Annotated in this window: 24 protein-coding genes and 1 other RNA gene; 18 read left to right on the top strand and 7 right to left on the bottom strand. The window is 69.6% G+C overall.

Annotation, left to right across the window (positions count from 1 at the left end; translation table 11 throughout):
* Position 1: 1 nt before the first annotated feature.
* From BJ975_RS11655 to cofG, 3 genes are read right to left on the bottom strand one after another with little or no spacing between them, the layout of a single operon-like run.
* The gene (locus BJ975_RS11655; protein WP_179426074.1) at positions 2 to 589 is read right to left on the bottom strand and encodes an NTP transferase domain-containing protein; all 588 of its coding nucleotides are present in this window, start codon (positions 587 to 589) and stop codon (positions 2 to 4) included.
* Positions 582 to 2,021: a flavin-containing monooxygenase gene (locus tag BJ975_RS11650; protein WP_179426072.1), complete on the bottom strand. Its 1,440-nt coding sequence runs from the start codon at positions 2,019 to 2,021 to the stop codon at positions 582 to 584. The genes BJ975_RS11655 and BJ975_RS11650 overlap by 8 nt, the downstream gene beginning before the upstream one ends.
* Positions 2,018 to 4,213 (bottom strand): 7,8-didemethyl-8-hydroxy-5-deazariboflavin synthase CofG, encoded by a 2,196-nt coding sequence (gene cofG, locus BJ975_RS11645; RefSeq protein WP_179426070.1) that lies wholly within the window; start codon positions 4,211 to 4,213, stop codon positions 2,018 to 2,020. Before cofG ends, BJ975_RS11650 begins: the two co-directional genes overlap by 4 nt.
* Positions 4,214 to 4,400: 187 nt before the next feature.
* Here cofG and ftsE point away from each other — a divergent pair, with 187 nt between their 5' ends.
* The 6 genes from ftsE to ssrA all read left to right on the top strand — a co-directional run bounded on the left by ftsE (position 4,401) and on the right by ssrA (position 9,275).
* Positions 4,401 to 5,090: a cell division ATP-binding protein FtsE gene (gene ftsE / locus BJ975_RS11640; RefSeq protein WP_179426068.1), complete on the top strand. Its 690-nt coding sequence runs from the start codon at positions 4,401 to 4,403 to the stop codon at positions 5,088 to 5,090.
* 5 nt (positions 5,091 to 5,095) lie between these two features.
* Positions 5,096 to 6,010 (top strand): permease-like cell division protein FtsX, encoded by a 915-nt coding sequence (gene ftsX / locus BJ975_RS11635; RefSeq protein WP_179426066.1) that lies wholly within the window; start codon positions 5,096 to 5,098, stop codon positions 6,008 to 6,010.
* A gap of 120 nt (positions 6,011 to 6,130) precedes the next feature.
* Positions 6,131 to 7,441 carry a M23 family metallopeptidase gene (locus BJ975_RS11630; RefSeq protein ID WP_179426064.1) on the top strand — a complete coding sequence of 437 codons (1,311 nt, stop codon included), beginning with the start codon at positions 6,131 to 6,133 and terminating at the stop codon, positions 7,439 to 7,441.
* A gap of 50 nt (positions 7,442 to 7,491) precedes the next feature.
* A complete protein-coding gene (gene smpB, locus BJ975_RS11625) occupies positions 7,492 to 7,965 on the top strand; it encodes an SsrA-binding protein SmpB (RefSeq protein WP_179426062.1) in 474 nt (157 codons plus the stop codon).
* Positions 7,962 to 8,834, top strand: coding sequence for an amidohydrolase family protein (locus BJ975_RS11620; RefSeq protein ID WP_179426056.1), 873 nt, complete (start codon positions 7,962 to 7,964; stop codon positions 8,832 to 8,834). The genes smpB and BJ975_RS11620 overlap by 4 nt, the downstream gene beginning before the upstream one ends.
* 70 nt (positions 8,835 to 8,904) lie before the next feature.
* Positions 8,905 to 9,275, top strand: a transfer-messenger RNA (tmRNA) gene (gene ssrA / locus BJ975_RS11615).
* A 75-nt stretch (positions 9,276 to 9,350) separates the two neighbouring features.
* Here the strand turns inward: ssrA and BJ975_RS11610 are convergent.
* On the bottom strand, positions 9,351 to 10,430 hold the full coding sequence (locus BJ975_RS11610) for an NADH:flavin oxidoreductase (protein ID WP_317628333.1): 1,080 nt from the start codon (positions 10,428 to 10,430) through the stop codon (positions 9,351 to 9,353).
* A gap of 64 nt (positions 10,431 to 10,494) precedes the next feature.
* Here BJ975_RS11610 and BJ975_RS11605 point away from each other — a divergent pair, with 64 nt between their 5' ends.
* Together BJ975_RS11605 and BJ975_RS11600 are read left to right on the top strand one after the other, a co-directional pair.
* Entirely contained in the window at positions 10,495 to 10,896 is a 402-nt protein-coding gene (locus BJ975_RS11605) for a pyridoxamine 5'-phosphate oxidase family protein (protein ID WP_179426052.1), read from the top strand.
* Positions 10,897 to 10,900: 4 nt separating this feature from the next.
* Positions 10,901 to 11,686 carry an MBL fold metallo-hydrolase gene (locus tag BJ975_RS11600; RefSeq protein WP_179426050.1) on the top strand — a complete coding sequence of 262 codons (786 nt, stop codon included), beginning with the start codon at positions 10,901 to 10,903 and terminating at the stop codon, positions 11,684 to 11,686.
* Positions 11,687 to 11,760: 74 nt separating this feature from the next.
* Here the strand turns inward: BJ975_RS11600 and BJ975_RS11595 are convergent, their stop codons facing one another.
* From BJ975_RS11595 to BJ975_RS11585, 3 genes are all read right to left on the bottom strand, one after another.
* Positions 11,761 to 11,964 carry a cold-shock protein gene (locus tag BJ975_RS11595; RefSeq protein WP_179426048.1) on the bottom strand — a complete coding sequence of 68 codons (204 nt, stop codon included), beginning with the start codon at positions 11,962 to 11,964 and terminating at the stop codon, positions 11,761 to 11,763.
* A gap of 174 nt (positions 11,965 to 12,138) precedes the next feature.
* A complete protein-coding gene (locus tag BJ975_RS11590; RefSeq protein WP_179426046.1) occupies positions 12,139 to 13,110 on the bottom strand; it encodes an NYN domain-containing protein in 972 nt (323 codons plus the stop codon).
* 31 nt (positions 13,111 to 13,141) lie between these two features.
* Entirely contained in the window at positions 13,142 to 14,275 is a 1,134-nt protein-coding gene (locus tag BJ975_RS11585; RefSeq protein WP_179426044.1) for a cation:proton antiporter, read from the bottom strand.
* A 160-nt stretch (positions 14,276 to 14,435) separates the two neighbouring features.
* Between BJ975_RS11585 and BJ975_RS11580 the strand changes: the two genes are divergently transcribed.
* From BJ975_RS11580 to BJ975_RS11535, 10 genes are all read left to right on the top strand, one after another.
* Complete coding sequence (locus tag BJ975_RS11580) at positions 14,436 to 14,597, top strand: Flp family type IVb pilin (RefSeq protein WP_179426042.1); 162 nt, start codon at positions 14,436 to 14,438, stop codon at positions 14,595 to 14,597.
* Positions 14,598 to 14,825: 228 nt separating this feature from the next.
* Entirely contained in the window at positions 14,826 to 15,008 is a 183-nt protein-coding gene (locus tag BJ975_RS11575) for a Flp family type IVb pilin (RefSeq protein WP_218845863.1), read from the top strand.
* A 119-nt stretch (positions 15,009 to 15,127) separates the two neighbouring features.
* Positions 15,128 to 15,517, top strand: a complete 390-nt coding sequence (locus BJ975_RS11570) for a TadE family protein (RefSeq protein WP_223303439.1) — start codon at positions 15,128 to 15,130, stop codon at positions 15,515 to 15,517.
* Positions 15,508 to 16,692, top strand: a complete 1,185-nt coding sequence (locus BJ975_RS11565) for a TadE/TadG family type IV pilus assembly protein (RefSeq protein ID WP_179426038.1) — start codon at positions 15,508 to 15,510, stop codon at positions 16,690 to 16,692. The genes BJ975_RS11570 and BJ975_RS11565 overlap by 10 nt, the downstream gene beginning before the upstream one ends.
* Before the next feature lie 26 nt (positions 16,693 to 16,718).
* Positions 16,719 to 17,393 carry a Flp pilus assembly protein CpaB gene (gene cpaB, locus BJ975_RS11560; protein WP_179426036.1) on the top strand — a complete coding sequence of 225 codons (675 nt, stop codon included), beginning with the start codon at positions 16,719 to 16,721 and terminating at the stop codon, positions 17,391 to 17,393.
* Entirely contained in the window at positions 17,390 to 18,589 is a 1,200-nt protein-coding gene (locus tag BJ975_RS11555; RefSeq protein ID WP_179426034.1) for an AAA family ATPase, read from the top strand. Before cpaB ends, BJ975_RS11555 begins: the two co-directional genes overlap by 4 nt.
* Entirely contained in the window at positions 18,586 to 19,947 is a 1,362-nt protein-coding gene (locus BJ975_RS11550) for a CpaF family protein (protein WP_179426032.1), read from the top strand. Before BJ975_RS11555 ends, BJ975_RS11550 begins: the two co-directional genes overlap by 4 nt.
* Positions 19,944 to 20,894, top strand: a complete 951-nt coding sequence (locus tag BJ975_RS11545) for a type II secretion system F family protein (protein WP_179426030.1) — start codon at positions 19,944 to 19,946, stop codon at positions 20,892 to 20,894. The genes BJ975_RS11550 and BJ975_RS11545 overlap by 4 nt, the downstream gene beginning before the upstream one ends.
* Entirely contained in the window at positions 20,894 to 21,781 is an 888-nt protein-coding gene (locus BJ975_RS11540) for a type II secretion system F family protein (RefSeq protein WP_179426021.1), read from the top strand. Before BJ975_RS11545 ends, BJ975_RS11540 begins: the two co-directional genes overlap by 1 nt.
* 56 nt (positions 21,782 to 21,837) lie before the next feature.
* Entirely contained in the window at positions 21,838 to 24,117 is a 2,280-nt protein-coding gene (locus BJ975_RS11535) for a DUF732 domain-containing protein (protein ID WP_179426019.1), read from the top strand.
* The last annotated feature ends 52 nt before the right edge of the window (positions 24,118 to 24,169 follow it).

Genomic DNA, 24,169 nt, shown 5'->3' with positions numbered 1-24,169 from the left:
CTCAGACCACGCGCCGCAGCACTGCCGAGGTGCGCGGGCCGAGGGGGCCGACGAGGTGGTCGGCCCGGTCGACGTCACGGCGCATCGTGGACGAGACGGGGACGGGCAGCTCGACGAAGCCGGCCTCGCGGTGGCGCTGCCACGACCCCGGCCCGAACGCGGCCGGCAGGTCGCCCTCGCGCGCGCTGACCAGCGTGGTGCCCTGACGCTCCTCGTCGGGCACGGCTCCGAGCCGGACGTCCTCGGCCAGCTCCAGCGCGAGCGCGAGGTCGTCGGGACGCAGGCCCGGCAGGTCGCCGAGCAGCACGGCCCGACGTCCGTGGGCTGCGACCGCCAGGCCGTCGGTGACGGCGGCGGCGATGCCGCGCGGCTCAGGCTCCAGTACGACCTCCACGCCGGGAGCGCCGATCAACGGGTCGGCCGTGACGACGACGACCCGGGCGACCTCGGCGGCCGCCTCGATCGTGTCGAGGGCGATCGCGCGGGCGAGCTCGACCCGGTCGATCCCGGGCAGGTCGAGACGGGACTTGCCCAGGTGCGGGGGCTTCACCGGGATCACGACCGTCCAGGCACGCCGCCGGTCAGGCACCCGCGGACTCCGAAGGGTCGAGGTGCGCCAGCCCGAACGGCTCGGGCTCGAAGTACCCGAAGCGGTCGCGGAACTCCTGGGCCTTGCCCGGCCACAGCAGCACCTGGCGGCCCGACTGCTCGTCGACGTACCAGTTGCTGCAGCCCGAGGTCCACACGCCGCTGCGCCCCTGGATCTCGTCGATGTAGGCCTGCTCGGCCTCCACCGACACCTCGAGCGGGCCGTGCGCGGTCCACGGGATCGCGGACATGGCGTAGTCGGCCTGGGCCTCGATCATCAGCACGGCCGAGTTGTGGGCGAGCGTGGCGTTGGGGCCGTCGAGCACGAACAGGTTGGGGAAGCCATGCACCGCGGTGGAGGCGTAGGCGCGCATGCCCTGTGACCAGTACTGGTCGAGCGAGATCCCGTCGCGCCCGGTGACGAGCTCGGCGTAGGGCTGGCGCGTGCTGTGGAACCCCGTGGCCGCGACGACGACGTCGACCTCGTGGCGCGAGCCGTCGGCCGCCAGCACGGCACCGGGCTCATAGCCGGTGAGGGCGCCGGGGACGAGCCGCACGTGGGGGAGCCGCAGGGCGGCGAAGTAGTCGTCGCTGAACAGGACGCGCTTGCAGCCGAACTCGTGCTCGGGCGTCAATGCCGCACGCAGGACGGGGTCGGGCACCTGGTCGGCGAGGTGGCCGAGGGCCCGGGCGCGCGCCTCGGCCCGGCCGTCCCCGGCGCGCTGGTCGAAGACCTCCTCGGTCTCGCGCATGAGCGCGCCACGCAGGTCGGCGAGCCGCTCGGGCTGCTGCTCGAACAGGGTGATCTCGGCGTCGGCGTAGGCCCGGTCGCCCTTGGGCAGGATGTACGGCGCGCTGCGCTGCAGCACCACGACGGACTCGGCACGCCGCGCGAGCTCGGGGACCACTTGGACGCCGGAGGCGCCGGTGCCGACGACGGCGACCCGCAGGCCCTCGAGGTCGAGCTCGTCGTCCCAGCGCGCCGTGTGCACGACGGGGCCGTCGAAGGTGCCCGGCACGTCGGGCAGGCGGGGCTCGGTGAGTCGGCCCGCAGCCATCACGAGGACCTCGGCCTCGAGCGCGCCACGCGAGGTGGCGAGCTGCCAGTGGGTGCCGTCCCACCGCGCGTCGTCGAGCCGCGTGGACAGCATGATGCGGTCGGCGACGGGAGCGGCGGCGTCCTCGAGGTACTCGCGGATCTCGGCCCCGGGCGCGAACACCCGGCTGAAGCCCGGGTGGGCGATGTCGGAGTAGCCGTACAGGTGCGCGGGCACGTCGCAGGCGACGCCGGGGTAGCGGTTGTCGTGCCACGTGCCGCCGATGCCCGGACGTCGTTCGAGCACGACGAACGACTCGCCTGCTGCGGCGAGACGGCGGGCCATGGCGACCCCGGCGAAGCCGGCGCCGACGACCGCGACGCGGACGCGGGTCATCGCGCGACGCCGTAGGTGGTGGTGCGCAGGCGCAGCTGGCGGCCGAGGGAGCGGGCGATGCGCTCGGCGGCCTCGACGGTGAGCTCGTGGCCGAACTCGACACCGTCCTCGGGCAGGACCCGGCCGTCGTACAGGGTGCCGCCGAGGTCGTCGGCGCCCGAACGCAGGACGAGCGTGGCGCCGTCGACGCCCAGACGCGTCCAGGCGGCCTGCACGTGGCTGATGCTGCCGTGCAGCAGGAGCCGGGCCACGGCGTGCACGGCGCGGTGCTGGTCGTCGTCGTGGTCGCCGCCGGGGAAGGCCATCGGCACGAGCTCGTTGAAGCCCCCGGTGTCGGACTGGATCGCGCGGAGGCGGCGCAGGTGGCGCACGCGCTGCAGGGGCGACTCGCCGTGACCGTAGAACAGCACCGAGGTGGACCGGAGGCCGAGCCCGTGGGCCGCGCGGATCGCCTGCTCCCAGTCGTCGACCGGCAGGTCGGCGGGGAAGTGCCGGGCGCGGTGCTCCTCGTCGAGGACCTTCACGCCCGTGCCGGGCACGGTGTCGACGCCGGCGGCGGCCAGCGCGGCGTACTGCTCGGCCACCGTGCGGCCCGTACGGCGCGCGCCGTCGATGACGTCGGCAGGGCGGAAGGCGTGCAGGTGCAGGCCCGGCGCGGCGGAGCGGGCGGCGCGCAGCATCTGCTCGTAGACGTCGTCCGGCGTGCCGGCCGGCGCGGTGCCCTGGATGCACAGCTCGGTGGCCCCGAGGTCGGCGGCGTCGGCCGCGACCTGCGCGACGAGGTCGGGGTCGGTGACCCGGTCGGAGCCGAGGTTGCGGTTCTGCACCAGCGAGACGGTGGCCCCGGCGACCGAGCGCCGCAGCTCGTCGGCCAGCCCGGCGAGCCGATCGAGGTCGCGCCCGGTGGAGGTCATCAGCCGGACGTACTCGTCGTCGGAGAGCCCGGCCGGGTCGTCCTCGATCCGCACCCGCTGGGCGTGACGTCTGCGGGGCGTCTCGGCCGATTCCGCCCCGGGAACGTCACTGCCAGCGCTTCCCCGGGCCAGGCCGTCGTCGTCGGCGAGCGCGAGCACGGCGTCGTGCAGCGCGGGGTCGATCCACGTGTCGCGGTCGCGGATGTAGTGCGGGTGCACGGTGAGGCGCTCGCGCAGCTCGAACCCGGCGGCGCGGGTGAGCTCGGCCAGCTGGTCGACCTGGGGCCACGGGCGCTCGGGGTTCACGTGGTCGGCGGTGAGCGGGCTGACGCCGCCCCAGTCGTCGATGCCGGCCGCGACGAGGAGGGAGAGCTCGGCGGGGTCGGAGAGGTTCGGAGGCGCCTGGATGCGGGCGTCGGGGCCCAGCACGATGCGCGCGGTGGCGACGGCGGCGATGTAGGCATCGGTCTCGGCGTCGGCGACGCCCTGCATCGCGGTGGCGGGCTTGGCGCGGAAGTTCTGCACGATCACCTCCTGCACGTTGCCGTGGCGGTCCGACAGGTCGCGCAGCGCGAGGATCGAGTCGAAGCGCTCCTCGACCGTCTCGCCGATCCCCACGAGGATGCCGGTGGTGAACGGAATGCGCTGGCGGCCGGCGTCCTCGAGCACCTGAAGCCGCAGCGCCGGGTCCTTGTCGGGGGAGCCGAAGTGCGCCTGGCCGGGCTCGGCGAACAGCCGGTGACTGGTGGTCTCGAGCATCATCCCCATCGACGGGGCGGTGGGGCGCAGGACCCGCAGCTCCTCGGCGGTCATGACGCCGGGGTTGAGGTGCGCCAGCAGGCCCGTCTCGGCGGTGATCCGCCGGGCCAGGTGGCCGACGTAGTCGAGCGTGGACGCGAAGCCGTGCGCGTCGAGCCACTCGCGCGCGACGTCCCAGCGGTCCTCGGGACGGTCGCCGAGGGTCAGCAGCGCCTCCTTGCAGCCGAGCGCCGCTCCTTGGTGGGCGATCGCGAGCACGTGGTCCTCGGAGAGGTACGGTGCGATGCCCTTGCGCTCGAGCTTGGCGGGGGTGTCGACGAAGACGCAGTAGTGGCAGCGGTCGCGGCACAGCGTGGTGACGGGCACGAACACCTTGCGCGACCACGTGATGACGCCGGGCCGGCCGGCGCGGGAGAGGCCCTCGTCGCGGATTCGTCCGGCCTCGCGGACGAGCTCCTCCAGGTCGGTGCCCCGAGCCGAGAGCATCGAGGCGGCGGCCTCGACTGCATGCAGACTCATGTGAACTCCCGGCGTGCTGACTCGCTCTCACCCTAGCCGCCGCGACCACGGCAGGTCGCGCCGGAGGAACGCCCCTCGGACGGCCCTGCCCCGCGTTCGAGGGCGCATCCGCAGTGAGGCACTCCTCACGGGAAACGGGCCCGGCGGCTGCCGGGTTTCCTCAGGTCACACACCTACACTCAATCGGGTGATTCGCTTCGACAAGGTCACCAAGACCTACCCCGGCCAGAAGCGCGCCGCCCTCGACCGGCTCGACCTGGAGATCACGAAGGGCGAGTTCGTCTTCCTCGTGGGCGCCTCCGGCTCCGGCAAGTCGACCTTCCTGCGCCTGATCCTGCGTGAGGCCCGTCCGACCTCGGGCCACGTCTACGTCGCGGGCAAGGAGATCAACAAGCTCTCCAGCTGGAAGGTGCCGAAGCTGCGCCGTCAGCTGGGCACCGTCTTCCAGGACTTCCGGCTGCTGCCGAACAAGACCGTGTTCGAGAACGTCGCGTACGCGCTCGAGGTCATCGGCAAGCCGCGCGAGGAGATCAAGCGCCTCGTCCCCGAGACCCTCGACCTGGTCGGCCTCGACGGCAAGGGCCACCGCCGGCCCGACGAGCTCTCCGGTGGCGAGCAGCAGCGCGTCGCCATCGCGCGGGCCTACGTCAACCGGCCGATGATCCTCATCGCCGACGAGCCCACCGGCAACCTCGATCCCAGCACCAGCGTCGGCATCATGAAGCTGCTCGACCGGATCAACCGCGAGGACACCACCGTCCTGATGGCCACCCACGACTCCTCGATCGTCGACCAGATGCGCAAGCGCGTCATCGAGCTCGACGAGGGGCGCGTCGTGCGCGACGAGGCCCGCGGCATCTACGGCTACGAGAACTGAGACCCATGCGAGCGATCCTCAACGAGCTGCGCGCCAGCCTGACCCGCAACACCTCCATGACGATCTCGCTAATCGTCACGATGAGCGTGTCGCTGCTGCTGGCCTCCCTCGGCCTGCTGATCCAGGCCCAGGCCGAGCGCACCGAGCAGTACTTCGGCGACCGCCTGCAGCTGCAGGTGAACCTGTGCACCAAGAACTCCCCGGCGGCCACGTGCGTCGGCGGTGCGGCCACCGACGAGCAGAAGCAGGCCGTCCAGGACGCCCTCACCGACAACCCCGAGGTGCGCGACTTCACCGTCCGCAGCCCTCAGGAGAACTACGCCCAGGCGCGTGAGCTCCTCGGCCAGACCGACACGGGCCGCAAGCAGCTCGAGACCCTCGGCGTCGACTCGTTCCCCGAGTCGTACTTCGTCACGCTGAAGGACCCACAGCAGTTCGACGGCGTCGTCAGCGAGGTCTCGGGCATGGACGGCGTGGGCAACGTCAACTCGCTCCGCGACCTGCTCGGGCCGCTGTTCGAGATGCTCGACAAGATGCAGTGGGCGGCGCTCGCGACAGCGGGCCTGCTGATCATCGCGGCGATCCTGCAGGTCTCCAACACGATCCGGATGACGGCCTTCGCGCGGCGCCGCGAGATCGGCATCATGCGGCTCGTCGGCGCCTCCAGCTGGCACATCCAGGCGCCGTTCGTCCTCGAGTCGCTCGTCGCGGCGTTCATCTCGGCGGCCCTCGCGGCGGGTGGCCTCGCGGCGTTCATGCACTTCGTCGTCTACGGCTACCTGCGCGACACGCTCGGCCGGATCACCACGTGGGTGCGCTGGGAGGACGCGTTCCTGGTCATGGGCATGACCACGGTCCTCGCCCTGCTCCTCGCGCTCGTGCCGACGTTCGTGATGACCCGCAAGTACCTCGACGTCTGAGGTCCGGCGGCGACACGCGCGGCGCGGAGCGCCCACCAAACCCTCAACCTGAGGCGTAGAGTCACTCGAGTCACATCGCACGATTCCGTCCTGACGGACACTTCCCCGGATTCGAGGCACATGACGAGATTGCGCAAGCCGCTGCTCGCCCTCGCCCTCAGCGCCCTGCTGGTGGCCGGATTCAGCGCGCCCACCTTCGGTGACGAGAAGGACGACGTCAAGCGCGAGCAGCGCGAGAACAACAAGCGCCTCAAGGACGCCAAGAACGAGGTCCAGGAGTCCACGAAGGCCGCCCGCGACGCGAAGCTCGCCTTCATCAACGCCAACACGAAGCTCGCCAACGCGCAGTCCCAGCTGGGGCAGACGCGCGGCCGGCTCGCGGTCGCCCAGGCCGAGGACGCGCGCCTGCGCGCCGCCCTGGACAAGGCAGAGGCCGAGCTCTCCGCCGCCGAGGCCCGCCTCGAGCGGGCCGAGAAGGAGCTGCGTCAGTCGCGCGGCGCCGTGGAGTCCTTCGCCGTCGAGTCCGTCATGGCCGGCGACGCCGGGCTGAAGGCCTTCGGCGACCTCCTCCGTGGCTCCGACCCCGGACTGTTCTCCGAGCAGATGAGCGCCAAGACCTCGATCGGCGACGCCCAGATCGCCGTCATGCAGGAGCTCGCGGCCTCCGAGGTCATGCTCGGCATCGAGCGCGACAAGGTCGAGGAGCTCCGCGACCAGGTGGCGAAGCAGAAGCAGCAGGCCGAGGCCGTCGTCGTGCAGATGCAGGAGCTGACCGCCCAGGCCGAGGCGCAGGCCGCCTCCGTGGCGAAGCTGGTCACCGCTCGGGCCGGTGCCAAGCGCACCGCCGACGCGACCCTCGCCGAGGACCTGGCCCTCCAGGCCGAGCTCGAGGCCGACCGTCGTCGCCTCGAGAGCCAGATGGCCGAGATCGTCCGCAAGGAGCTCGAGGCCGCCGAGCGCGCCCGCAAGGAGAGGGAGAAGAAGGGCGGCGGCGGTGGAGGCGGCGGCGACGGCGGTGGCACCACCGGCGACTCCGGTGGCGCCCTGAGCCGCCCGGTCAACGGCCCGATCACCTCGCCCTACGGCATGCGTCGTCACCCGATCACCGGCGTCTACAAGCTGCACGACGGCACCGACTTCGGCGTCGGCTGCGGCGTCCCGATCCGCGCGGCCGCCGGCGGCACGATCGTGTCGCAGTACTACAACGGCGGCTACGGCAACCGCGTCATCCTCAACAACGGCGTCAAGCGCGGAAAGAGCGTCATCACGACCTACAACCACCTGTCGCGGTTCGCCCGCAGCAGTGGCGCGAAGGTCAAGCGTGGCGAGGTCATCGGCTACGTCGGCTCCACCGGCTACTCCACGGGCTGCCACCTGCACTTCATGGTGCTGGTCAACGGGTCGACGACGAACCCGATGAACTGGCTCTGAGCGTCCGGTCGCCCCCAGCTGACGCTCGCCCGACCTGACACAATGGTCGAATGGCCAAGGAGACCGGTCGCAAGCTGATTGCGCAGAACAAGAAGGCGCGGCACGACTATCACATCGAGGACACCTTCGAGGCGGGTCTGGTGCTGACCGGCACGGAGGTCAAGTCGCTGCGCCAGGGCCGGGCCTCCCTCGTCGACGGGTTCGGTGAGATCGACCGCGGCGAGGCCTGGCTGCTGCAGGTGCACATCCCGCAGTACGACAACGGCACGTGGACCAACCACGAGACGCGCCGTCGCCGCAAGCTGCTGCTCAACCGGCACGAGATCGAGCGCATCGAGCACCGCACGCAGTCCAAGGGCCTCACGATCATCCCGCTGAGCCTGTACTTCAAGGACGGCCGCGCCAAGGTCGAGATCGCCCTCGCCCGCGGCAAGAAGGCCTTCGACAAGCGCCACGCCATCGCCGAGCGCCAGGCGTCCCGCGACGCCGAGCGCGAGGTCGGTCGCCGGCTCAAGGGCATATGACCTGGCAGGACGCCGACCTCGCCGCGTACCTCGAGCGGCTGGGCGTGCCGGGGATCGTCGACGTCCACGTGCACTTCATGGCGCCGCAGGTGCTGGCGAAGGTCTGGGCGTACTTCGACTCCGCCGGCCCGAAGCTGGGCCGCGCGTGGCCGATCCACTACCGCACGAGCGACGAGGAGCGCGTCGAGACGCTGCGCTCGCTCGGCGTGAGGCGTTTCACCGCGCTGTCCTACGCGCACAAGCCGGGCATCGCCCCGTTCATGAACGAGTGGCTCGCCGGGTTCGCCCAGCGGGTGCCCGACTCGGTGCCGTCGGCCACGTTCTTCCCCGAGCCCGAGGCGGCCGAGTACGTCCCGGCCGCCCTCGCGTCGGGCGTGCGGATCTTCAAGGCCCACCTGCAGGTGGGGGAGTTCGCCGCCGACGACCCGTTGCTCGACCCCGTCTGGGCGGCGCTCGAGGAGGCGCAGGTCCCGATCGTGCTGCACGCCGGCTCCGGGCCGGCGCCCGGTCCGCACACGGGCCCGCGCGGCGTGGCCGCCGTGCTGGAGCGCTTCCCGCGGCTGCCGCTCGTCATCGCCCACCTCGGCATGCCCGAGGTCGATGCGTTCTGCGACCTTGCCGAGCAGTACCCGAACGTGCGGCTGGACACGACGATGACCTTCGTCGACTTCTTCGACGCCCCGCCGCCGGTGGACCCGAAGCGGCTGTTGGCGCTGCAGGACCGGATCGTCTTCGGGAGCGACTTCCCGAACATCCCGTACCCCTACGCGCACCAGGTCGAGGCCCTCGACCGCCTCGGCCTCGGCGACGACTGGATGCGCTCGGTGCTGTGGCACAACGGCGCCGACCTCGTCGGCCCCGTCGACTGACCGCTCGCGAGCCCGACGGGAACAATTCGCACCGGCAGCCGGTTAGAATGGGTGCATTGACAATTTCAGAGGGGCTGATCGGTTTCGACTGTGGTCGTTCGATCCAAGAGAAGCGGGTAGAGAAGGCAACGTCATCTCTCAAACGATCGTTGCAAACCCATAAGTGCCGATTCCAAGCGCACTGACTTCGCCCTCGCTGCCTGACAGCGACCTGCGAAGGGTGGACCCGGGAGCGTCCTCGTCCCGGATCGTCCATCTCATCTAGAGGACTTGCTGGTCTGACCGCGTAGCGAGGTCAGATCGGGACTTCTCCGCTACTGAGCCTGTCGGTGACGCGTTCGTCCGAGCACCGGGGCCGAGAAAAGCGCCAGACGAACTGCACCCGGAGAAGTCTTGGTTCAGCGTCATAGGACCCGGGTTCGATTCCCGGCAGCTCCACCAGCCCTCATGAGTCAACGCGACAGGGCCACCCCGCACGGGGTGGCCCTGAGTCGTTCCCGGGTGTCGTTCCCGGGATCAGGCGACGAAGTCGTCCCAGCCGTCGGCGAGATAGTCGATGAAGTCGCGGCCGAGGTGCTCCTGCTCGAGGCGGCTGCGGCTGAAGGGCTGCGGCTCGCTGACGAACCCGGGCGTCGAGGCGACGAGTCGGGGGAGGTCGTGGTGGATGATCGCCGCCGTGCCCACGGTGACGAAGTCGGCCCCGCGCTCGAGGCACCAATCGGCGTCCTGGGCCGCCAGGATCTTCCCGGCCACGCCGAGGCGAGTGCCGTGACGCGGCAGATCGACGTACTGGTCGATCAGCAGGCCGTCCACCGCGGTGTCGCGCGGCTCCTTCGCGACGTCCCACAGCGACAGGTCGACGTAGTCGGCGTCGCCCGACGCGAGGATCTGCTCGACGAGGGCACGCGAGTCGGCGACCGTGATGCCGTAGCCCTCCGGTGAGACCCGGACGCCCACCTGGAAGTCCGCGCCGGTGGCGGCGCGGATCCCGCTCAGGACCTCGCGCAGCGGTCGGCTGCGACCCTCGAGCGAGCCGCCGTACCCGTCGGTGCGGTGGTTCTTGCGCGCGTCGAGGAACTGGCACAGCACGTACCCGTGGGCGCCGTGGATCTCCACGCCATCGAACCCGGCCTTCTCGGCGCGGACGGCGGCGGCCACGAAGTCGTCGATGACGCGCTGGACGTCGCTCGTCGAGAGCGCGTGGACGCCGCGGTCGGGGTCGTCCCACGGCGCGACGAGCGGGTGGCCCGAGATCGACGCGTCCGCGCGCATGCCGCCGTGGTGCAGTTGGATCGAGGAGACGGCACCGAGCTCGCGGATGCCGTCGGCGAGCCGTCGCAGGCCCGCGTCGTGCCGGTCGTCGCTGATGCCGAGCTGCCCCTTCCAGGCCTGGCCCTCGGGCGAGACGTAGGCGGCGCAGGTCATCACGAGGCCGAAGCCACCGCGGGCCCGCGCGACGAGCCACTCGTACTCGTCGTCCGACAGAGTGCCGTCGGCGTGGCTCTGCTTGTTCGTCAGGGGAGCGAGCGTCCAGCGGTTCGGCCAGGCAGGACCGTGGGCGAGCTCGAGGGGCGCGGCGGGGTTCGGGGTCGACACGTCCTTCACCCTACGATCCGGCACCCGAGCGGGAGCACGGGCGCCCGCCCGCGATGATGGACCCATGACCGACGTCTGGCTGCCCGAGGGCGACTTCCTGACCGATCGCCACCTCGCGACCCTGTCCACGATCGGACCCGGCGGACGGATCCACGTCGTCGCGGTGGGCTTCACCGTGCACGAGGGCATCGTGCGGATCACCACGATGGACGGCAGCCAGAAGGTGCGCAACGTCGAGCGAGACCCGCGCGCCACCGTGGCCCAGGTGGCCGGACCGCAGTGGCTGAGCATCGCCGGCACCGCCGAGATCCTGCGCGACCGCGAGTCGATCACCCTGGCCGAGCAGCTCTACGCGCAGCGCTACCGCCAGCCGAAGGAGAACCCGCGCCGCGTCGTCATCGCGATCACGCCCGAGAAGGTCATGTGCTCGCCCGGCCTCCGCGGCGAGGCGCCGGCGCACGACTGAGCCCGTGGAGGTCCTGCTGCTGGGCACCGGCTCGGCCGACGGGTGGCCGTCGCCGTTCTGCCGCTGCGCCTCGTGCACGACGATGGGCGAGCGCGGCGAGCTCCGGACGCCCACCAGCGTGCTCGTCGACGGGCGGCTCTGGATCGATCCCGGTCCCGAGGCCGCGCGGCAGGCCCTGCGCGCCGGAGTCGACCTCGTCGATGTCGACACGGTGCTCGTGTCGCACGCGCACTCCGACCACCTCGACCCGGCGTTCCTGCTGCACCGCGGCTGGGTCAGCGAGCGGCCACTCACGGTCTTCGGACCGGCGCCCGCGATCGCGCGGTGCCGCGACTGGCTCGCTCCCGGCCAGACCGCGGTGCGGCTCGTCGAGGTGACGGCGGGCGACACGGTGGAGGCAGGACCGTTCCGGATCACGGTGGTCCCGGCGGCTCACGAGGCCCTCGGGGAGGCCGTGCTCTTCCGCGTCGACGCCGCCGGCAGCCTGCTCTACGGCTGCGACACGGGGCCGTGGGCGCCCGGCGCCTTGGAGGCGATCGGGGCGCGGCGGCTCGACGTGGTGCTGCTGGAGCAGACGTTCGGCGACCGGCTCGACCTGGCGGGGGAGCGGCACCTGGGACTCGCGACCTTCGCGGACGCGGTCGACGCGTTGCGGTCGGCCGGCGTGGTGGACGCGGCGACGCAGGTCGTTGCGGTGCACCTCAGTCACCACAACGACCCCGACGTCGAGCAGCGGCTCGCGGCCCTCGGCGCCGCCGTCGGGCGCGACGGTGACCGCCTCCGCGTCTAGCAGGGAGACCCGGAAAAGGGGAAAGCCCCCGCCAGTGGCGGGGGCTTTCCGGGGAGTTCTCGCGTTGCGAAAGCTCAGATCGCGCGGATCTTGGCGGCCTGCAGGCCCTTCTGGCCCTGCGTCACCTCGAACTCGACCTTCTGGTTGTCCTCGAGCGAACGGTAGCCGTTGCCCTGGATCTCGCTGAAGTGCGCGAACAGGTCCTCGCCGCCGTCGTCGGGGGCGATGAAGCCGAAGCCCTTCTCAGCGTTGAACCACTTCACAGTTCCGGTAGCCATGTTGTCTCCTTGGGAGTTGTGCGCACTCGTGAGTCGCGTGCGGCTGGATGTCACGCGTCACTACCAACCAAAGAGAAAACCGATAAGCCTCGAAGAGAGGCTCGACCATCAATCTGCTGAGTCATGCCATGCAACGTGTCCAGTCTAGGGCATAAGTCCCACGCGGGGCCAATCTCAGTGGCCGGGTCGCAGCCGAACCTTGCGCGTCTGGCCGGACTCGTCGACCTCGACAGCGGACTTGCGCGACTTGAGGAAGTCCGTGAACGACTTGAATCCCAGGTCCTTCTCGTTGAACGAGGAGTCCATGCGCTTCATCTGGCTCTTCACGGTCCCCGAGTGGACCCACTCGTCGTCCGAGTCCTTCTCGCCCAGCAGGCGCATCGCCCGCAGCAGCAGGCGGGTGGCCTGGCGCGCCAGCGCGCGCTCGTCGTCCTGCTCGTCGTCGGAGTCGGGGGCGGCGGCCACGAAGATCGGCTTGAGCGCGACGGCGGGCGTTTGAGCGGGCTCGGGATCGGCCTCGGGAGCCGCCTTCGTGGACTTCCTGGCCGTCTTCTTCGCGGCCTTCTTCGCCGGGGGCGCGGTCTCCTCGACCTCGTCTGAGCCCTGCGAGAGACCCGGCAGGCTGTCGTACGTGAGCAGCTCGTCGCACGCGGCGGCCAGCGAACGGCTGGTGGCGCCCGCGACGCCGACGGCCACGACGTAGCGCCCCATCCGCTTCAGGCGCTGGGCCAGCGGGATGTAGTCGGAGTCGCCCGCGGCCAGCACGACCGTGCCGACCTGCGGCATCCGTGCCATGTCCTCGAGCGCGTCGACGGCGAGCCGGATGTCGGCGCCGTTCTTCGAGCCCGACGCGGGGAAGAGCTGGATGAGGTCGATGGCGCGGTCGACGAGCTGCTTCTTGTAGCGGGTGTTCACCGGCATCGACCAGTCGGCGTAGGCGCGCGTCAGTGCGAGCCGCCCGAAGGAGGAGGCGTAGTCGAGGATCGCGTGGACGTCGACCTCGGCCGCCTTGAGCCTGGCGTCGTCGAAGCCGGCGTCGCGGTCGCGCCAGAAGGACTGCTTGCCGTGCACCTGGTCGTACCGCGAGATGACGATGTTGTCGAAGTCCAGGTAGACGGCGACGGCGGAGTCGCTCGAGCTGTTCATGGGTCCAGTCTGCCGGTCGGGGTGGGCACGGTCAGTCCGCCGGGGTCGGGGAGGACAGGAAGCGCGCCGCGACCGTCACCGCCGCCACGGTGAGGAGTGCCCCGAGGATCAGCGCCGCCGGCAGCCCACCCTCGAGCTCGCCGGTCTGCGTGCCGATGGTGGCGGCGGCGACGGGCACCCCGACCTGGCCGGCCGTCAGCACCGTGAGCGGCACGGGCAGCCCGGTCAGCCGCACGACGAGGTGGGTGAGCAGCGCGCCGAGACCGAGGCAGACGCCGAGGGCGATCAGTCCGGGCTCGTCGAGCAGGCCCGTGAGGTCGAGGGAGGCGCCCAGCCACACGAAGAACACCGGGCCGAGGAAGCCGTCCGCCAGGGCGAACAGCTGGCGTGCGAGTCGCCGCGGGGGACCGACGGCGGCGATCGCGAGTCCGCACACGAAGCCGGCGAGCATCACGGTGACGTGCGTGGCCACCGCGAGTGCCGCGATGGCGGTCAGCACGATGAGGCTGAACCGCAGTTCGACGGCGAACCGGCGCTCCTTGCTCTCCTCGTGCACGGCCTCCCAGATGCCGCGGGCCTCCAGTGTGCGCAGGGCGAGGAACAGGGCCACGCCGGCCACCACGACGAACAGCGAGCCGAGCGCGGCCTCCGCGGCCCGGTCCGGCGCGATGGCCAGCGGCAGCGCGAGGATGCACGCCACGTCGGCGACGGCGATCTGCGTGAGCGTCGGGACGAGATGGGGTCCGTCGAACTCCTCGTCCTCGAGGACCGGCATGGCCAGCGCCGCCGACGACGAGGCCATGAGGACCGCGAACACCGCGGCGTGAGGGGAGTCGAACGCCCAGGCCAGCGTTGCGCCGGCCACGGCCGCAGCGACGCCGACGAGCGCCGCCCGGCCCGCCCCGACGACGAGCGCCGACCTCAGTCCGCGCTCGGGGATCGGCACCCGCGTGCCGACCACGAACATCGTCATGGCGAAGCCGAGCTCGGCCAGGAACGTGAACGTCTCGTCGCCGGGATCGAGCCAGCCGGCGCCACTCGCGCCGACGACGAGCCCGCCGATCAGCTCGCCGACCACCACGGGGATGCGCCAGGTCGACGGCACCGCCAGCAGGGGCCCGAGCAGACCGATCACGCAGATGAGCGCGAGGGTCTGGAAGTCCATCCGTCGATTGTCTGCCGGTTCGTCCGCGGGCGCGGCCGGAAAGGCCTGCGGTTTATCGGTGAAACCGGCGCGGCCGGGTCGGGGGTGGACTACCTTCAGCCCCAAGCGTCACAGCGGCCCACGTCTCGGGGACGGGCGCGACGAACCCCAGGAGACGACCATGCACCAGCAGCAGCCCACCCCGCGCCGGGGAGAGCGTGGCGCGAGCGCCACGGAGTACGCGCTGTTGATCAGCGGCGTGGCGATCATGCTCGTCGCGATCATCGTGATGTTCGGCGACTCGCTCGCCGCGAACTGGCTGCGCTTCGCCATCCTGTTGTGACCAGTGGGACGTGGCTGATCCGGGCCATGCGGCTGATCCGAGTTAGCCCTGCCGTCCCAGACACAAACCACATCAGTCACATGAGCCTCAGTAGTCCCAAAGAACCATTTTCTGAACTTCGGCGTGTTTGTTTCTCAGAAAGCAACACCGATGCGATACAGCCCCACTAGTTTTCGATCTGTGACTTGCAGTATGCGAGCTCACCACGACACACAGAGGAGAAAACCCATGCTGCAGATCTTCAGCTTCCTGACCGCCGTCCTGTCCGAGCGTGACGAGAAGGGCGCCACCGCGACCGAGTACGCGCTCATCATCGCCGGCATCGCCGTCGCGATCGTCGGCGCCATCGCCGTCTTCGGTGGCGAGCTCACCGGCTTCTGGAACGGCCTCGGCGGCCAGCTCGGTCTCTGAGTCCGAGCGGTTCGCACGACGAACCGACCTGGGGTGTGCCGCGTCGCGAATCGCGGCGCGGCACACCCGTCCCCGGGGCACCGACGCCCCACCCACGAGTCCTTGAGGGAGGAGACGTGATGCTGCACTTCACGACCTGGACACGACGTTCGCGCCGCGAGCGCGAGCGCGGTGTTGCGGCCGTGGAGTTCGCCCTCGTCGTCCCCATCCTGATGACGATCATCATCGGGATCGTCGAGTTCGGCATGGCGTTCAACTACCGGACCCAGCTGAACAACGCGACGCAGATCGCGGCCCGGAACTACGCGGTCGACCGCAACTGGAACACGGCACGAGCCAACGTGACCGGGATGGCCCCGACGGCCAACGTCACCCGGAACATCGACTGCACGACCGCCACGGCCGGCCAGGCGGTCACCGTGACGACCACGGTCACCCGACCCACCTACACCGGTCTCTTCGGTGCCAGCTTCACCTACCGCGGAAAGGGCGTGGCGCAATGCAACTGACGACTCGTCCCCGGTCGCGCCGGTTCGGGCTCCGCAAGAAGGAGAAGGGCGCCACGATCGTCCTGGTGACCCTCTCGATGGTCGCCCTGCTCGGCATGGCCGCCGTCTCCATCGACTTCGCCGTCGCCTCCAGTGAGAAGGCCGCGGTGCAGAACGCCGCCGACCAGGCCGTCCTGGCGCTGGCCACGGACTGCTCGCTCAAGAAGACCTCGTCATGCAACCCCAGCACCGCGACCTGGTACGCCCAGCAGAACGCCGGCGCCAGCGTCTCGGCCCAGACGCTCAAGGACGGAGTGACGAAGAGCCCCGTCTTCGACGACGGCAAGGTCACCGTGCGCGTCTCGAAGAATGTCAACCACACCTTCGCGCGCGTCCTGGGCGACTCGGCCAGTACGGTCCGGGCCGAGGCCACTGCGTCGTGGGGCACCGTGCCGTTGGTCGGCACGAAGCTGATCCCCATGGGCCTGCCCTACTGCGACTGGCTGGCGGCCCAGCCGGGCTCGGCGACGTCGCCCGGTGCGATGCGCACCTATCTGTGGGCCCGCTACAGCACGAACGAGTCCAGCTGCCCGGGTACGGGCGCGACGGCGGCCACGGTCTACGGCAAGCGCGGCTCGGCCTCGGGCTACACCTCGGTCGGCCAGGCCATGTACTTCACGCGCTCGTTCTTCCCGGGCGTCAACACGAACTGCGACTTCAGCGCCAACCTCTGGGATGTCTACCGCAACATGCTGGACGACTGGTCGCTCATCACCGCCGACACGTGCATGGAGAGCAAGCTCGCCGGCGTCGGTAACGGCAGCGTCGTCATGATGCCGATCTACGCGGTGGAGAAGAAGTCGGTCTTCTGGGGCTCGGTGACCTACCCGAGCCGCCTGGTGATCCTCGGCTTCGCGCCCTTCAGGGTCGACAAGTGGGTCAACTACCCGTTCATCTACTTCGGCGTGCAGCCCAGCTTCTCGGCGCTCAGCTACACCAACAACTGCGACATGAAGTTCAACTTCGCCACCATCGGCGGCGGGTGCGCCGGCGTCCGCGGGCAGTTCGTCCGCTCGTCCGAGGGCGCCCTCTTCAACGGCTTCACCCAGTACGGGTCGTTCTACAACAACACGGGCTCCGGCCTCAGCGGCGAGGCGCCCAACCTGGGCCTCGCCAGCGTCAAGCTCGTCGACTGACACTCACTACCTGAAGGACACGGTTCATGAACTCTCGCGTGATCGCCGCCATCGCCGCCGCTCTGTTCGCGATCATCGGCATCGGCGCTGTCGTCGCGTACGCGGCGAGCGCCAAGAACCGGGCGTTCGAGGGTGCCGAGATGGTGGAGGTCTACCGGGTCGCGAACGACATCAGCGCGAACGCCGACGCTGCGACCGTGAAGGACAACGTCGAGCTCGTCCAGCTGCCCAACGCCGCCACCGCGAAGGGTGCCATCAACGACCTCAAGAAGATCGAGGGTCTGAAGTCCACCGTCCCCCTCGTCGCGGGCGAGCTCCTGCTGGAGTCTCGCTTCGACGAGAAGGGTGCCAAGGCCGCGTCGAAGGCGGACGTGCCGGACGGTCTGCAGGAGATGTCGGTCTCGCTCGACGCCGCGGCCGGCGTCGGGGAGCGCATCGAGGAAGGCGTTCGCGTCGGTGTCATCGCCACCGTCGAGCAGGACAAGGACAAGCGCAGTCGCATGATCGCGCAGAACGTCCTGGTCACGAACGTCAAGTCCAACGAGGACAACACCATGGTGGTCACCCTCGCGGTGAACACCTCCCAGGCCACACAGGTGGCTGCCGCTGCCCAGTTCGGACAGGTCCGTCTCACCGTGCAGAACGAGAAGACCAACCGTGACGGTGCCTCGGCCGTGGATGTGGGGACACTCTTCAAGTGAGCATCATCGTCGTCATCACCGAGTCCAGCCCCTACGCGGGAAGGCTGCGGCGCGTCGCAGACCGTCAGGTCGTGGGCCTCAAGCCCACGTTCACCGAGCACGCGCTCAACTCCATGCTGGGCACGATGAGGGCGATCGACCTCGTGGTCATCTGCGAGGACGTCGATGACGAGCAGTCCATGGAGCTGGCCGACATCGTCCATGACCACCAGCTGGACGTCCCCGTCGTGCTGGTCCGAGAGTCCCCTGAGCCGCTGTCCTCCGAGCAGCGGCAGTTCGGCGTCGTGGAGGCGGTTGCGGCGATCTCCTCCGACCTCGAGATCGAGCGGCTGCTGGCCCGTCACATCGGCTCGGCCATGCCGGGCGCGACCAGTGAGCGCGACGCGACTCCGCCGGTCCCCGCGGCGCCCGTCGTCAAGATCGACCCCGACGAGCACCGCGTGGTCGTGGTGCTGTCGCCCAAGGGCGGGGTCGGCAAGACCACCATCTCCACGAACCTCGCGATCGCCCTGTCGCGGCGCGCCCCGCTCGACACGGTCATCGTCGACTTCGACTCCCAGTTCGGCGACGTCGCGAGCGTCCTGAACATCAGTGCCCAGCACACCCTCGAGGACGCGTTCACCGAGGAGGCCGTTCATCCGCCCCTCGTGGTGAAGGGCCTGCTCAACGCCTTCGACGAGAAGCTGCTCGTGCTGGCCGCCTCCGAGTCGCCGGCGGCGCTGGAGAAGATCGCGCCGCACCAGGAGAGCAACCTGCTGCGCCAGCTGTCCACGGACTACGCGTTCGTCGTCGTCGACACGGGCTCGGGCCTCACCGACGAGACGATGGCCGCGCTCGAGGTCGCAACCGACGTGATCATGGTGACGACGATGGACGTGTCGAGCGTCAAGGCGCTGCGTCGTGCCGCCGACCTGCTCGACCGGATCGACCTGCTGCCGCGGAACCGCCACCTCGTGGTCAACATGACCGAGTCCGGCACCGGCCTGGAGATCGACGACATCGCCCAGGCGATGCGGATGCCGGTCGACGTGTCGATCGCTCGCTCGGTCGACATCGCGCTGTCGGTCAACACCGGCAGGCCCCTGGCGCAGGCGAAGCGCTCGGCCGAGCTCTCCGGAGCCGTCGACGCGCTCGTGGCGAAGCTGCGCGGCGAGACCGCTCGCCGCCGAGGTGGACTGTTCCGGAGGGACGAATGAGCATCACCGACCGGCTCTTGGCCGCCGAAAAGGTCTCCGACACCGCCAACCGCCCCACGACCGTCCTGCAGCGCTCCGCGGTGCTCGACGACCTGAAGAAGCGCTCGGTGGAGTCGCTGTTCCGACGCATCGGCTCGCGCATCAACGACGCCTCGCTGACCGACCTGCAGCTGCGTGACTTCGTCCGCTCCGAGCTCGAGCTCATCCTGCAGGAGGAGCACGTCCAGCTCGGTGCCTCCGAGCGCGCGCAGCTCATGCGCGAGATCGAGGACGACGCGCTCGGCCTCGGCCCCATCCAGCGCCTGCTCGACGACGACGACGTCAGCGAGATCATGGTCAACCACCCGGAGCAGATCTTCGTCGAGCGCAAGGGCAAGCTGACGCTGGCCGACGAGTCCTTCAGCTCCGAGGACCAGCTGCGGCGCGTCATCGAGCGCATCGTCGGCAAGGTCGGCCGCCGCATCGACGAGTCCTCGCCGCTGGTTGACGCCCGCCTGACCGACGGCTCGCGCGTCAACGCCGTCATCCCGCCGCTGGCCGTGCGCGGCTCGTCGCTCACGATCCGCAAGTTCGCCAAGAAGGCGCTCAGCATCCAGGACCTCATCAACTACGGGTCGATGAGCCCGCAGCTGGCCGAGCTGCTCGAGCTGTGCGTGCGCGGTCGCCTCAACATCCTGGTCTCGGGCGGTACCGGCACCGGCAAGACCACCCTGCTCAACGTGCTCTCGTCGTTCATCCCCGAGGACGAGCGCATCGTCACGATCGAGGACGCCATCGAGCTCAAGCTGCAGCAGACGCACGTCGTCCAGCTCGAGGCTCGGCCCGCGAACATCGAGGGTCGCGGCGAGGTCACGATCCGCGACCTGGTCAAGAACTCGCTGCGCATGCGTCCCGACCGCGTCGTCATCGGCGAGTGCCGCTCGGGAGAGGCGCTCGACATGCTGCAGGCGATGAACACGGGTCACGACGGCTCGATCTCCACCCTGCACGCCAACTCGCCGCGCGACTGCATCGCGCGTCTCGAGACGCTCGTGCTGATGGCCGGCATGGACCTGCCGCTGCGCGCGATCCGCGAGCAGATCGGCTCGGCCGTCGACATGATCGTCCAGATCTCGCGCCTGCGCGACGGCTCGCGCCGCATCACCTACGTCACCGAGCTGGTCGGTGTCCAGGACGACGAGCCCGTGCTGCGTGACCTCTACCGCTTCGACTTCGGTGCCGGCTACGACGAGGACGGCCACCCCCGTGGCACCGTCAAGGCCGTCGGCGACGGCGCCCACCTGGTCGACCTGCTCGAGGAGCGCGGCATCCACGTGCCGCCGCACCTGCTCACCGCACGCGAGGAGTCCGCTTCATGACCGGTCTGCTGTCGATCGGCGTCGTGTCGATCCTGGTCGCCGTCGCGGCGTTCGGCTACGCCATGCTGCAGCCGGACCTGGCCAACCTGCGCTCCGAGCAGATGAAGGCCGAGGCCGCCGGCGGCGTGGCCACGGAGGGTCAGCGGATCCAGACGTCGACCCCGGTCTACGACCTCATCGACAAGGTCCTCTCGACGTTCGGCCTCAAGCCGTTCTCGGAGGAGGAGCTGGCGCTGGCCGGGATCAAGTCCAGCGTCACCTCGGTGGTCGCCACGACGCTGCTGATCGCGTTCGTCGCGTTCACGGCGGGCCTCGCGCTGACGAGCTCGCTGTTCTTCGGTGTCATCCTGCTGCTGGCGGCTCCGTTCCTGGTGAAGATGTACGTCGGCGTGAAGACCTCGCGCCGCCGCGAGAAGTTCGGCCAGCAGATGTCCGAGACCATGTCGCAGTTCAGCTCGGCGCTGAAGTCGGGCATGAACGTGCCGAATGCGCTGGGCAGCGTCGCCGCCGAGATGGACGAGCCGATGGGCGAGGAGCTCGCCCGGATCGTCAACGAGACCCGCTTGGGTCGCGATCTGATCGACGGCATGAAGGACACCGCCGAGCGGATGCAGAGCGCCGACTTCATGTGGGTCACCGAGGCCGTGGCGATCCAGCGTGAGTCGGGCGGTCGCCTGAGCGAGATCCTCGACCGCGTCACCGAGACGATCTCGCAGCGCAACGAACTGCGGATGAAGGTCGAGTCGCTCGCCGCCGAGGGCAAGGCATCGGCGCTCATCCTGATGAGCCTGCCGGTGGCCGTCGGCCTCCTGTTCCTGCTGGTGAACCGGGCCTACATGATGCCGCTGTTCAACACCGGTGCGGGCAAGATCCTGCTGATCATCAGCCTGGTGTTCTACACGCTCGGTGGCCTGTGGCTCCGGTCCATCACGAAGGTGAAACTCTGATGCTCCTCATCGGTATCGTCTCGATCTTCATCGCGCTGGGCCTGCTGTTCAAGGCGCTCGGCGTCTTCGGCAAGCAGGAGTCGGCGGCCGCCGCGCGCCTGCGCGAGCTGACCGAGTCCGAGGTCGTCGTCGGAGGCTCGGCGAAGGACCTGCACCAGGGCACGACGAAGAGCGGTCTCGGCTACCGACTGACGCCGCGCTCGATCGTGGACAAGGCCGAGCGCAACTACATGCTCGCCGGTCGCCCTGAGGACTCGAGCGTCGCCAAGATCCTCCTGCAGAAGGTCATCTTCGGAGCCTTCGGCGTGGGCGTCGGCATCATGATCTTCTCGGGCCAGGGCGGCCTGCTCGGCTGGATGCTGCTGATCGGCGCGCCGGTCATGGGCTATTTCGCGCCCGACATCATCATCAACGGCAAGGCGGTGCGGCGCCAGGAGGAGATCCAGTACGCGCTGCCTGACATGCTCGACCAGATCACCATCTCGATCGAGTCCGGCACGAGCTTCGAGAACGCGCTCGCCCGCACCGGACAGACCGGCAAGGGCCCGCTGGCCGACGAGATCGTCCGCACGGTCCAGGACATCAGCCTGGGCCTGCCGCGCCGCGAGGCCTACGAGTCGCTCGTCGCCCGCACCGACGTGGACGAGCTGCGCAAGTTCGTGCGCTCGATCCTGCAGGGCGAGGAGTTCGGCGTCCCGGTGTCGGACATCGTGCGCGACCAGGCCAACGAGATGCGCATGGGCCGACGCCTGCGCGCGGAGGGTGTCGCCAACCAGATTCCCGTCAAGATGCTGCTGCCCCTCATGGGCACGATCCTGCCGGTGCTGTTCATCATCGTCATCGGTCCCGCGATCATCGCGGCGATCGCTCAGTTCAAGGCTGCATGACCCGCCGCCGGGGAACTGCACCCGGCGTCGGCTTTTCGGATCAGAGGGGACATCCAATGCGCAGGTACACCAGCCCGGTCATCGCGGGCACGCTGCTGGGCGGACTGCTCGCGGCGTCGTCGGTGGGCACCGCCCACGCTGACGCGTCCGACGCCGCCCTGGCGACCGCACTCGATCTGCCGGCCGGCATCACGGTCACGCAGGCGGGCGACCCGATCGCCTTCGGCGTCGAGACCCGCGCGTTCAACGACTTCCCGCGCCGCGGGGGCAACGGGCAGTACGCCGTCATGTCGACCGGTCGCGCGTCGGACATCTTCAACATGAGCGTGCCAGGGCTGCAGCCGTCGACGAACCTCGCGGGTGACGACACGGTGTCGATGACGTTCGACGTGTCGGCTCAGGCCGCGGGCACCTGCCTGCTGGTGGACGTGGCGATGGGCACCGAGGAGCGCGTGCACACCTACGACCCCAACACCGCGCTCTCCGACGTCATCTCGCTCAAGAAGTCCGGCGACACGACCGAGTACGCCATGCACGCCGGCAACTGGTACATCGGACAGGATGCCGACCGTGATTTCGAACGGACCAAGGTCACGCCCGTCCCCATGGCAGTGAACTCCATCAAGTACTGGCACGGCATCAACCAGGAGTTCGAACGACAGCCCGACGACCAGTCGGCTCCGCTGCTGCCGAACGTCACGCCCTTCAACCACTTCAGCTCGGTCGAGACGTTCGAGGTGCCGGTGACCACCGGTTCGTCGGTCACCCTCTCGATCGCCGACGCCAACAATGCCTCGCTCGACTCGGTTGCGATGGTCGATCGCGTGCGCACGGCAGAGACGTGCTCCAACTCGACGTCCGCAGAGACGGGCCTCACGCCCCTCCGCCCCGCGGTCGTCGTGGGCCACCGTGGTGTGCAGAACGTCCTGACCGTTGACCTCAACCCGGACACGCCGCAGATCGAGCGCTACGACGCCACTGACAACGGCTGGCATCCGGGAGGTGTCGAACTGCGATTCCGCTGGTACCGGTACTGGATCGAGTCCTCCAACTGCAACGACGGACTCCTCTACCACTGGATTCCCATCCAGGACGCTGATCGGCAGTCCTTCGCGCCCACGCTCGATGAGAAGGGGCGCTGCCTCATGGCAGTCGTGACGGGCAAGAAGGACGGCTACCGGTCGGAGACCTTCCCCAGCCCCGCATCGGCTCAGTGGACTCCCACGCTGCCGATCCAGGACGGCGTCTTCACGAACAACGCGGTGCCGACGATCACGAAGCCGCGCAACGACATCCAGGTCAACGACACCCTGAGCGCTTCGACCGGCAGCTTCTCGCCTCGACCGGACTCCTTCTCCTACCAGTGGTGGGCGGACAACCAGCCGATCTCGGGCGAGACCGGCGAGACGTTCCGGGTCACCGCGGCGCAGGCCGGCAAGGTCATTCGTGTCCGGGTCACGGCTCGCCGCCTCAACTTCGATCCGATGACGATCGAGAGCGCTCCCACGGTGACGGTCACGAACCTGGACTTCACGTCCACGCCTACGCCGCGGATCGAAGGGTCAGGAGTGCAAGGTAAGCCGCTCACCGCGGTGCCAGGCACGTGGACTCCGCTGACAGACAAGTTCGAGTACGAGTGGTACGCCGACGGGGAGAAGATCCCCAGTCAGACGCGCGCCACATTCACCCCGTCCTCCGGTTTGATCGGTTCCGACGTGCACGCCGTGGTCAAGGGCATCCGTGCCGGTTACAACCCCAAGTCGTTCGCCACCCCGACCGTCAGGATCACGGGCGCCTCGTTCACCGGGGGCAAGGTGGCGGTGACCGGCACGCTGCGCGTGGGTCAGCGCCTGACGGCCAGTGCGACGGGATGGACTCCGGTCTCGCCTGCGACGCGTCGCTACACGTGGCTCGTCGGCGGACGCATCGCGCAGGAGGGCACCTCGACGATGTACACCGTTCCTGCGAGCGCGGTGGGCAAGTCGATCGTCGTCCAGGTCCGGGGTGAGCGCACGGGGTACGCGCCGATCACGATCTCGAGCCCGGCGACCCGTGCGGTGGCCCGTGGCGTGCTGACGACGAACATGCCGCGTGTGTTCGGCTCGGCCCGCTACAAGGGCACGTTGCGAGCCTCGGCGTCGTGGCGTCCGGCTCCGGTCACGTACCGCTACCAGTGGTACGTGGGCTCGAAGCGGATCTCGAAGGCGACGAAGTCGAGCTACAAGATCCCGAAGAAGTACCGCGGCAAGAAGATCCGCGTGCGGATCACCGCGTACAAGTCGGGGTACACCACGGTGTCCCGGTACTCCGGATTCACGAAGATCGCCAAGAAGTAGCACCAGGAACGACGACGGCCCGGCTGGATCACCAGCCGGGCCGTCGTCGTTG

The organism is Aeromicrobium tamlense (assembly GCF_013408555.1).
Taxonomy (GTDB): domain Bacteria; phylum Actinomycetota; class Actinomycetes; order Propionibacteriales; family Nocardioidaceae; genus Aeromicrobium; species Aeromicrobium tamlense.
Note: the sequence above shows the minus strand (reverse complement) of the source record. Positions and strands in the feature narration are given on the sequence as shown.

What these genes read in the sequence shown, in the direction of transcription:
- BJ975_RS11550 (WP_179426032.1), top strand. Translation starts at nt 18,586, where the DNA reads ATGAGCATCACCGACCGGCTCTTGGCCGCCGAAAAGGTCTCCGACACC.
- BJ975_RS11605 (WP_179426052.1), top strand. Translation starts at nt 10,495, where the DNA reads ATGACCGACGTCTGGCTGCCCGAGGGCGACTTCCTGACCGATCGCCAC.
- BJ975_RS11595 (WP_179426048.1), bottom strand. Translation starts at nt 11,964, where the DNA reads ATGGCTACCGGAACTGTGAAGTGGTTCAACGCTGAGAAGGGCTTCGGC.
- smpB (WP_179426062.1), top strand. Translation starts at nt 7,492, where the DNA reads ATGGCCAAGGAGACCGGTCGCAAGCTGATTGCGCAGAACAAGAAGGCG.
- BJ975_RS11535 (WP_179426019.1), top strand. Translation starts at nt 21,838, where the DNA reads ATGCGCAGGTACACCAGCCCGGTCATCGCGGGCACGCTGCTGGGCGGA.
- BJ975_RS11630 (WP_179426064.1), top strand. Translation starts at nt 6,131, where the DNA reads ATGACGAGATTGCGCAAGCCGCTGCTCGCCCTCGCCCTCAGCGCCCTG.
- BJ975_RS11540 (WP_179426021.1), top strand. Translation starts at nt 20,894, where the DNA reads ATGCTCCTCATCGGTATCGTCTCGATCTTCATCGCGCTGGGCCTGCTG.
- BJ975_RS11580 (WP_179426042.1), top strand. Translation starts at nt 14,436, where the DNA reads ATGCACCAGCAGCAGCCCACCCCGCGCCGGGGAGAGCGTGGCGCGAGC.
- cofG (WP_179426070.1), bottom strand. Translation starts at nt 4,213, where the DNA reads ATGAGTCTGCATGCAGTCGAGGCCGCCGCCTCGATGCTCTCGGCTCGG.
- BJ975_RS11650 (WP_179426072.1), bottom strand. Translation starts at nt 2,021, where the DNA reads ATGACCCGCGTCCGCGTCGCGGTCGTCGGCGCCGGCTTCGCCGGGGTC.
- BJ975_RS11590 (WP_179426046.1), bottom strand. Translation starts at nt 13,110, where the DNA reads ATGAACAGCTCGAGCGACTCCGCCGTCGCCGTCTACCTGGACTTCGAC.
- BJ975_RS11565 (WP_179426038.1), top strand. Translation starts at nt 15,508, where the DNA reads ATGCAACTGACGACTCGTCCCCGGTCGCGCCGGTTCGGGCTCCGCAAG.
- ftsX (WP_179426066.1), top strand. Translation starts at nt 5,096, where the DNA reads ATGCGAGCGATCCTCAACGAGCTGCGCGCCAGCCTGACCCGCAACACC.
- BJ975_RS11545 (WP_179426030.1), top strand. Translation starts at nt 19,944, where the DNA reads ATGACCGGTCTGCTGTCGATCGGCGTCGTGTCGATCCTGGTCGCCGTC.
- BJ975_RS11585 (WP_179426044.1), bottom strand. Translation starts at nt 14,275, where the DNA reads ATGGACTTCCAGACCCTCGCGCTCATCTGCGTGATCGGTCTGCTCGGG.
- BJ975_RS11620 (WP_179426056.1), top strand. Translation starts at nt 7,962, where the DNA reads ATGACCTGGCAGGACGCCGACCTCGCCGCGTACCTCGAGCGGCTGGGC.
- cpaB (WP_179426036.1), top strand. Translation starts at nt 16,719, where the DNA reads ATGAACTCTCGCGTGATCGCCGCCATCGCCGCCGCTCTGTTCGCGATC.
- BJ975_RS11575 (WP_218845863.1), top strand. Translation starts at nt 14,826, where the DNA reads ATGCTGCAGATCTTCAGCTTCCTGACCGCCGTCCTGTCCGAGCGTGAC.
- BJ975_RS11570 (WP_223303439.1), top strand. Translation starts at nt 15,128, where the DNA reads ATGCTGCACTTCACGACCTGGACACGACGTTCGCGCCGCGAGCGCGAG.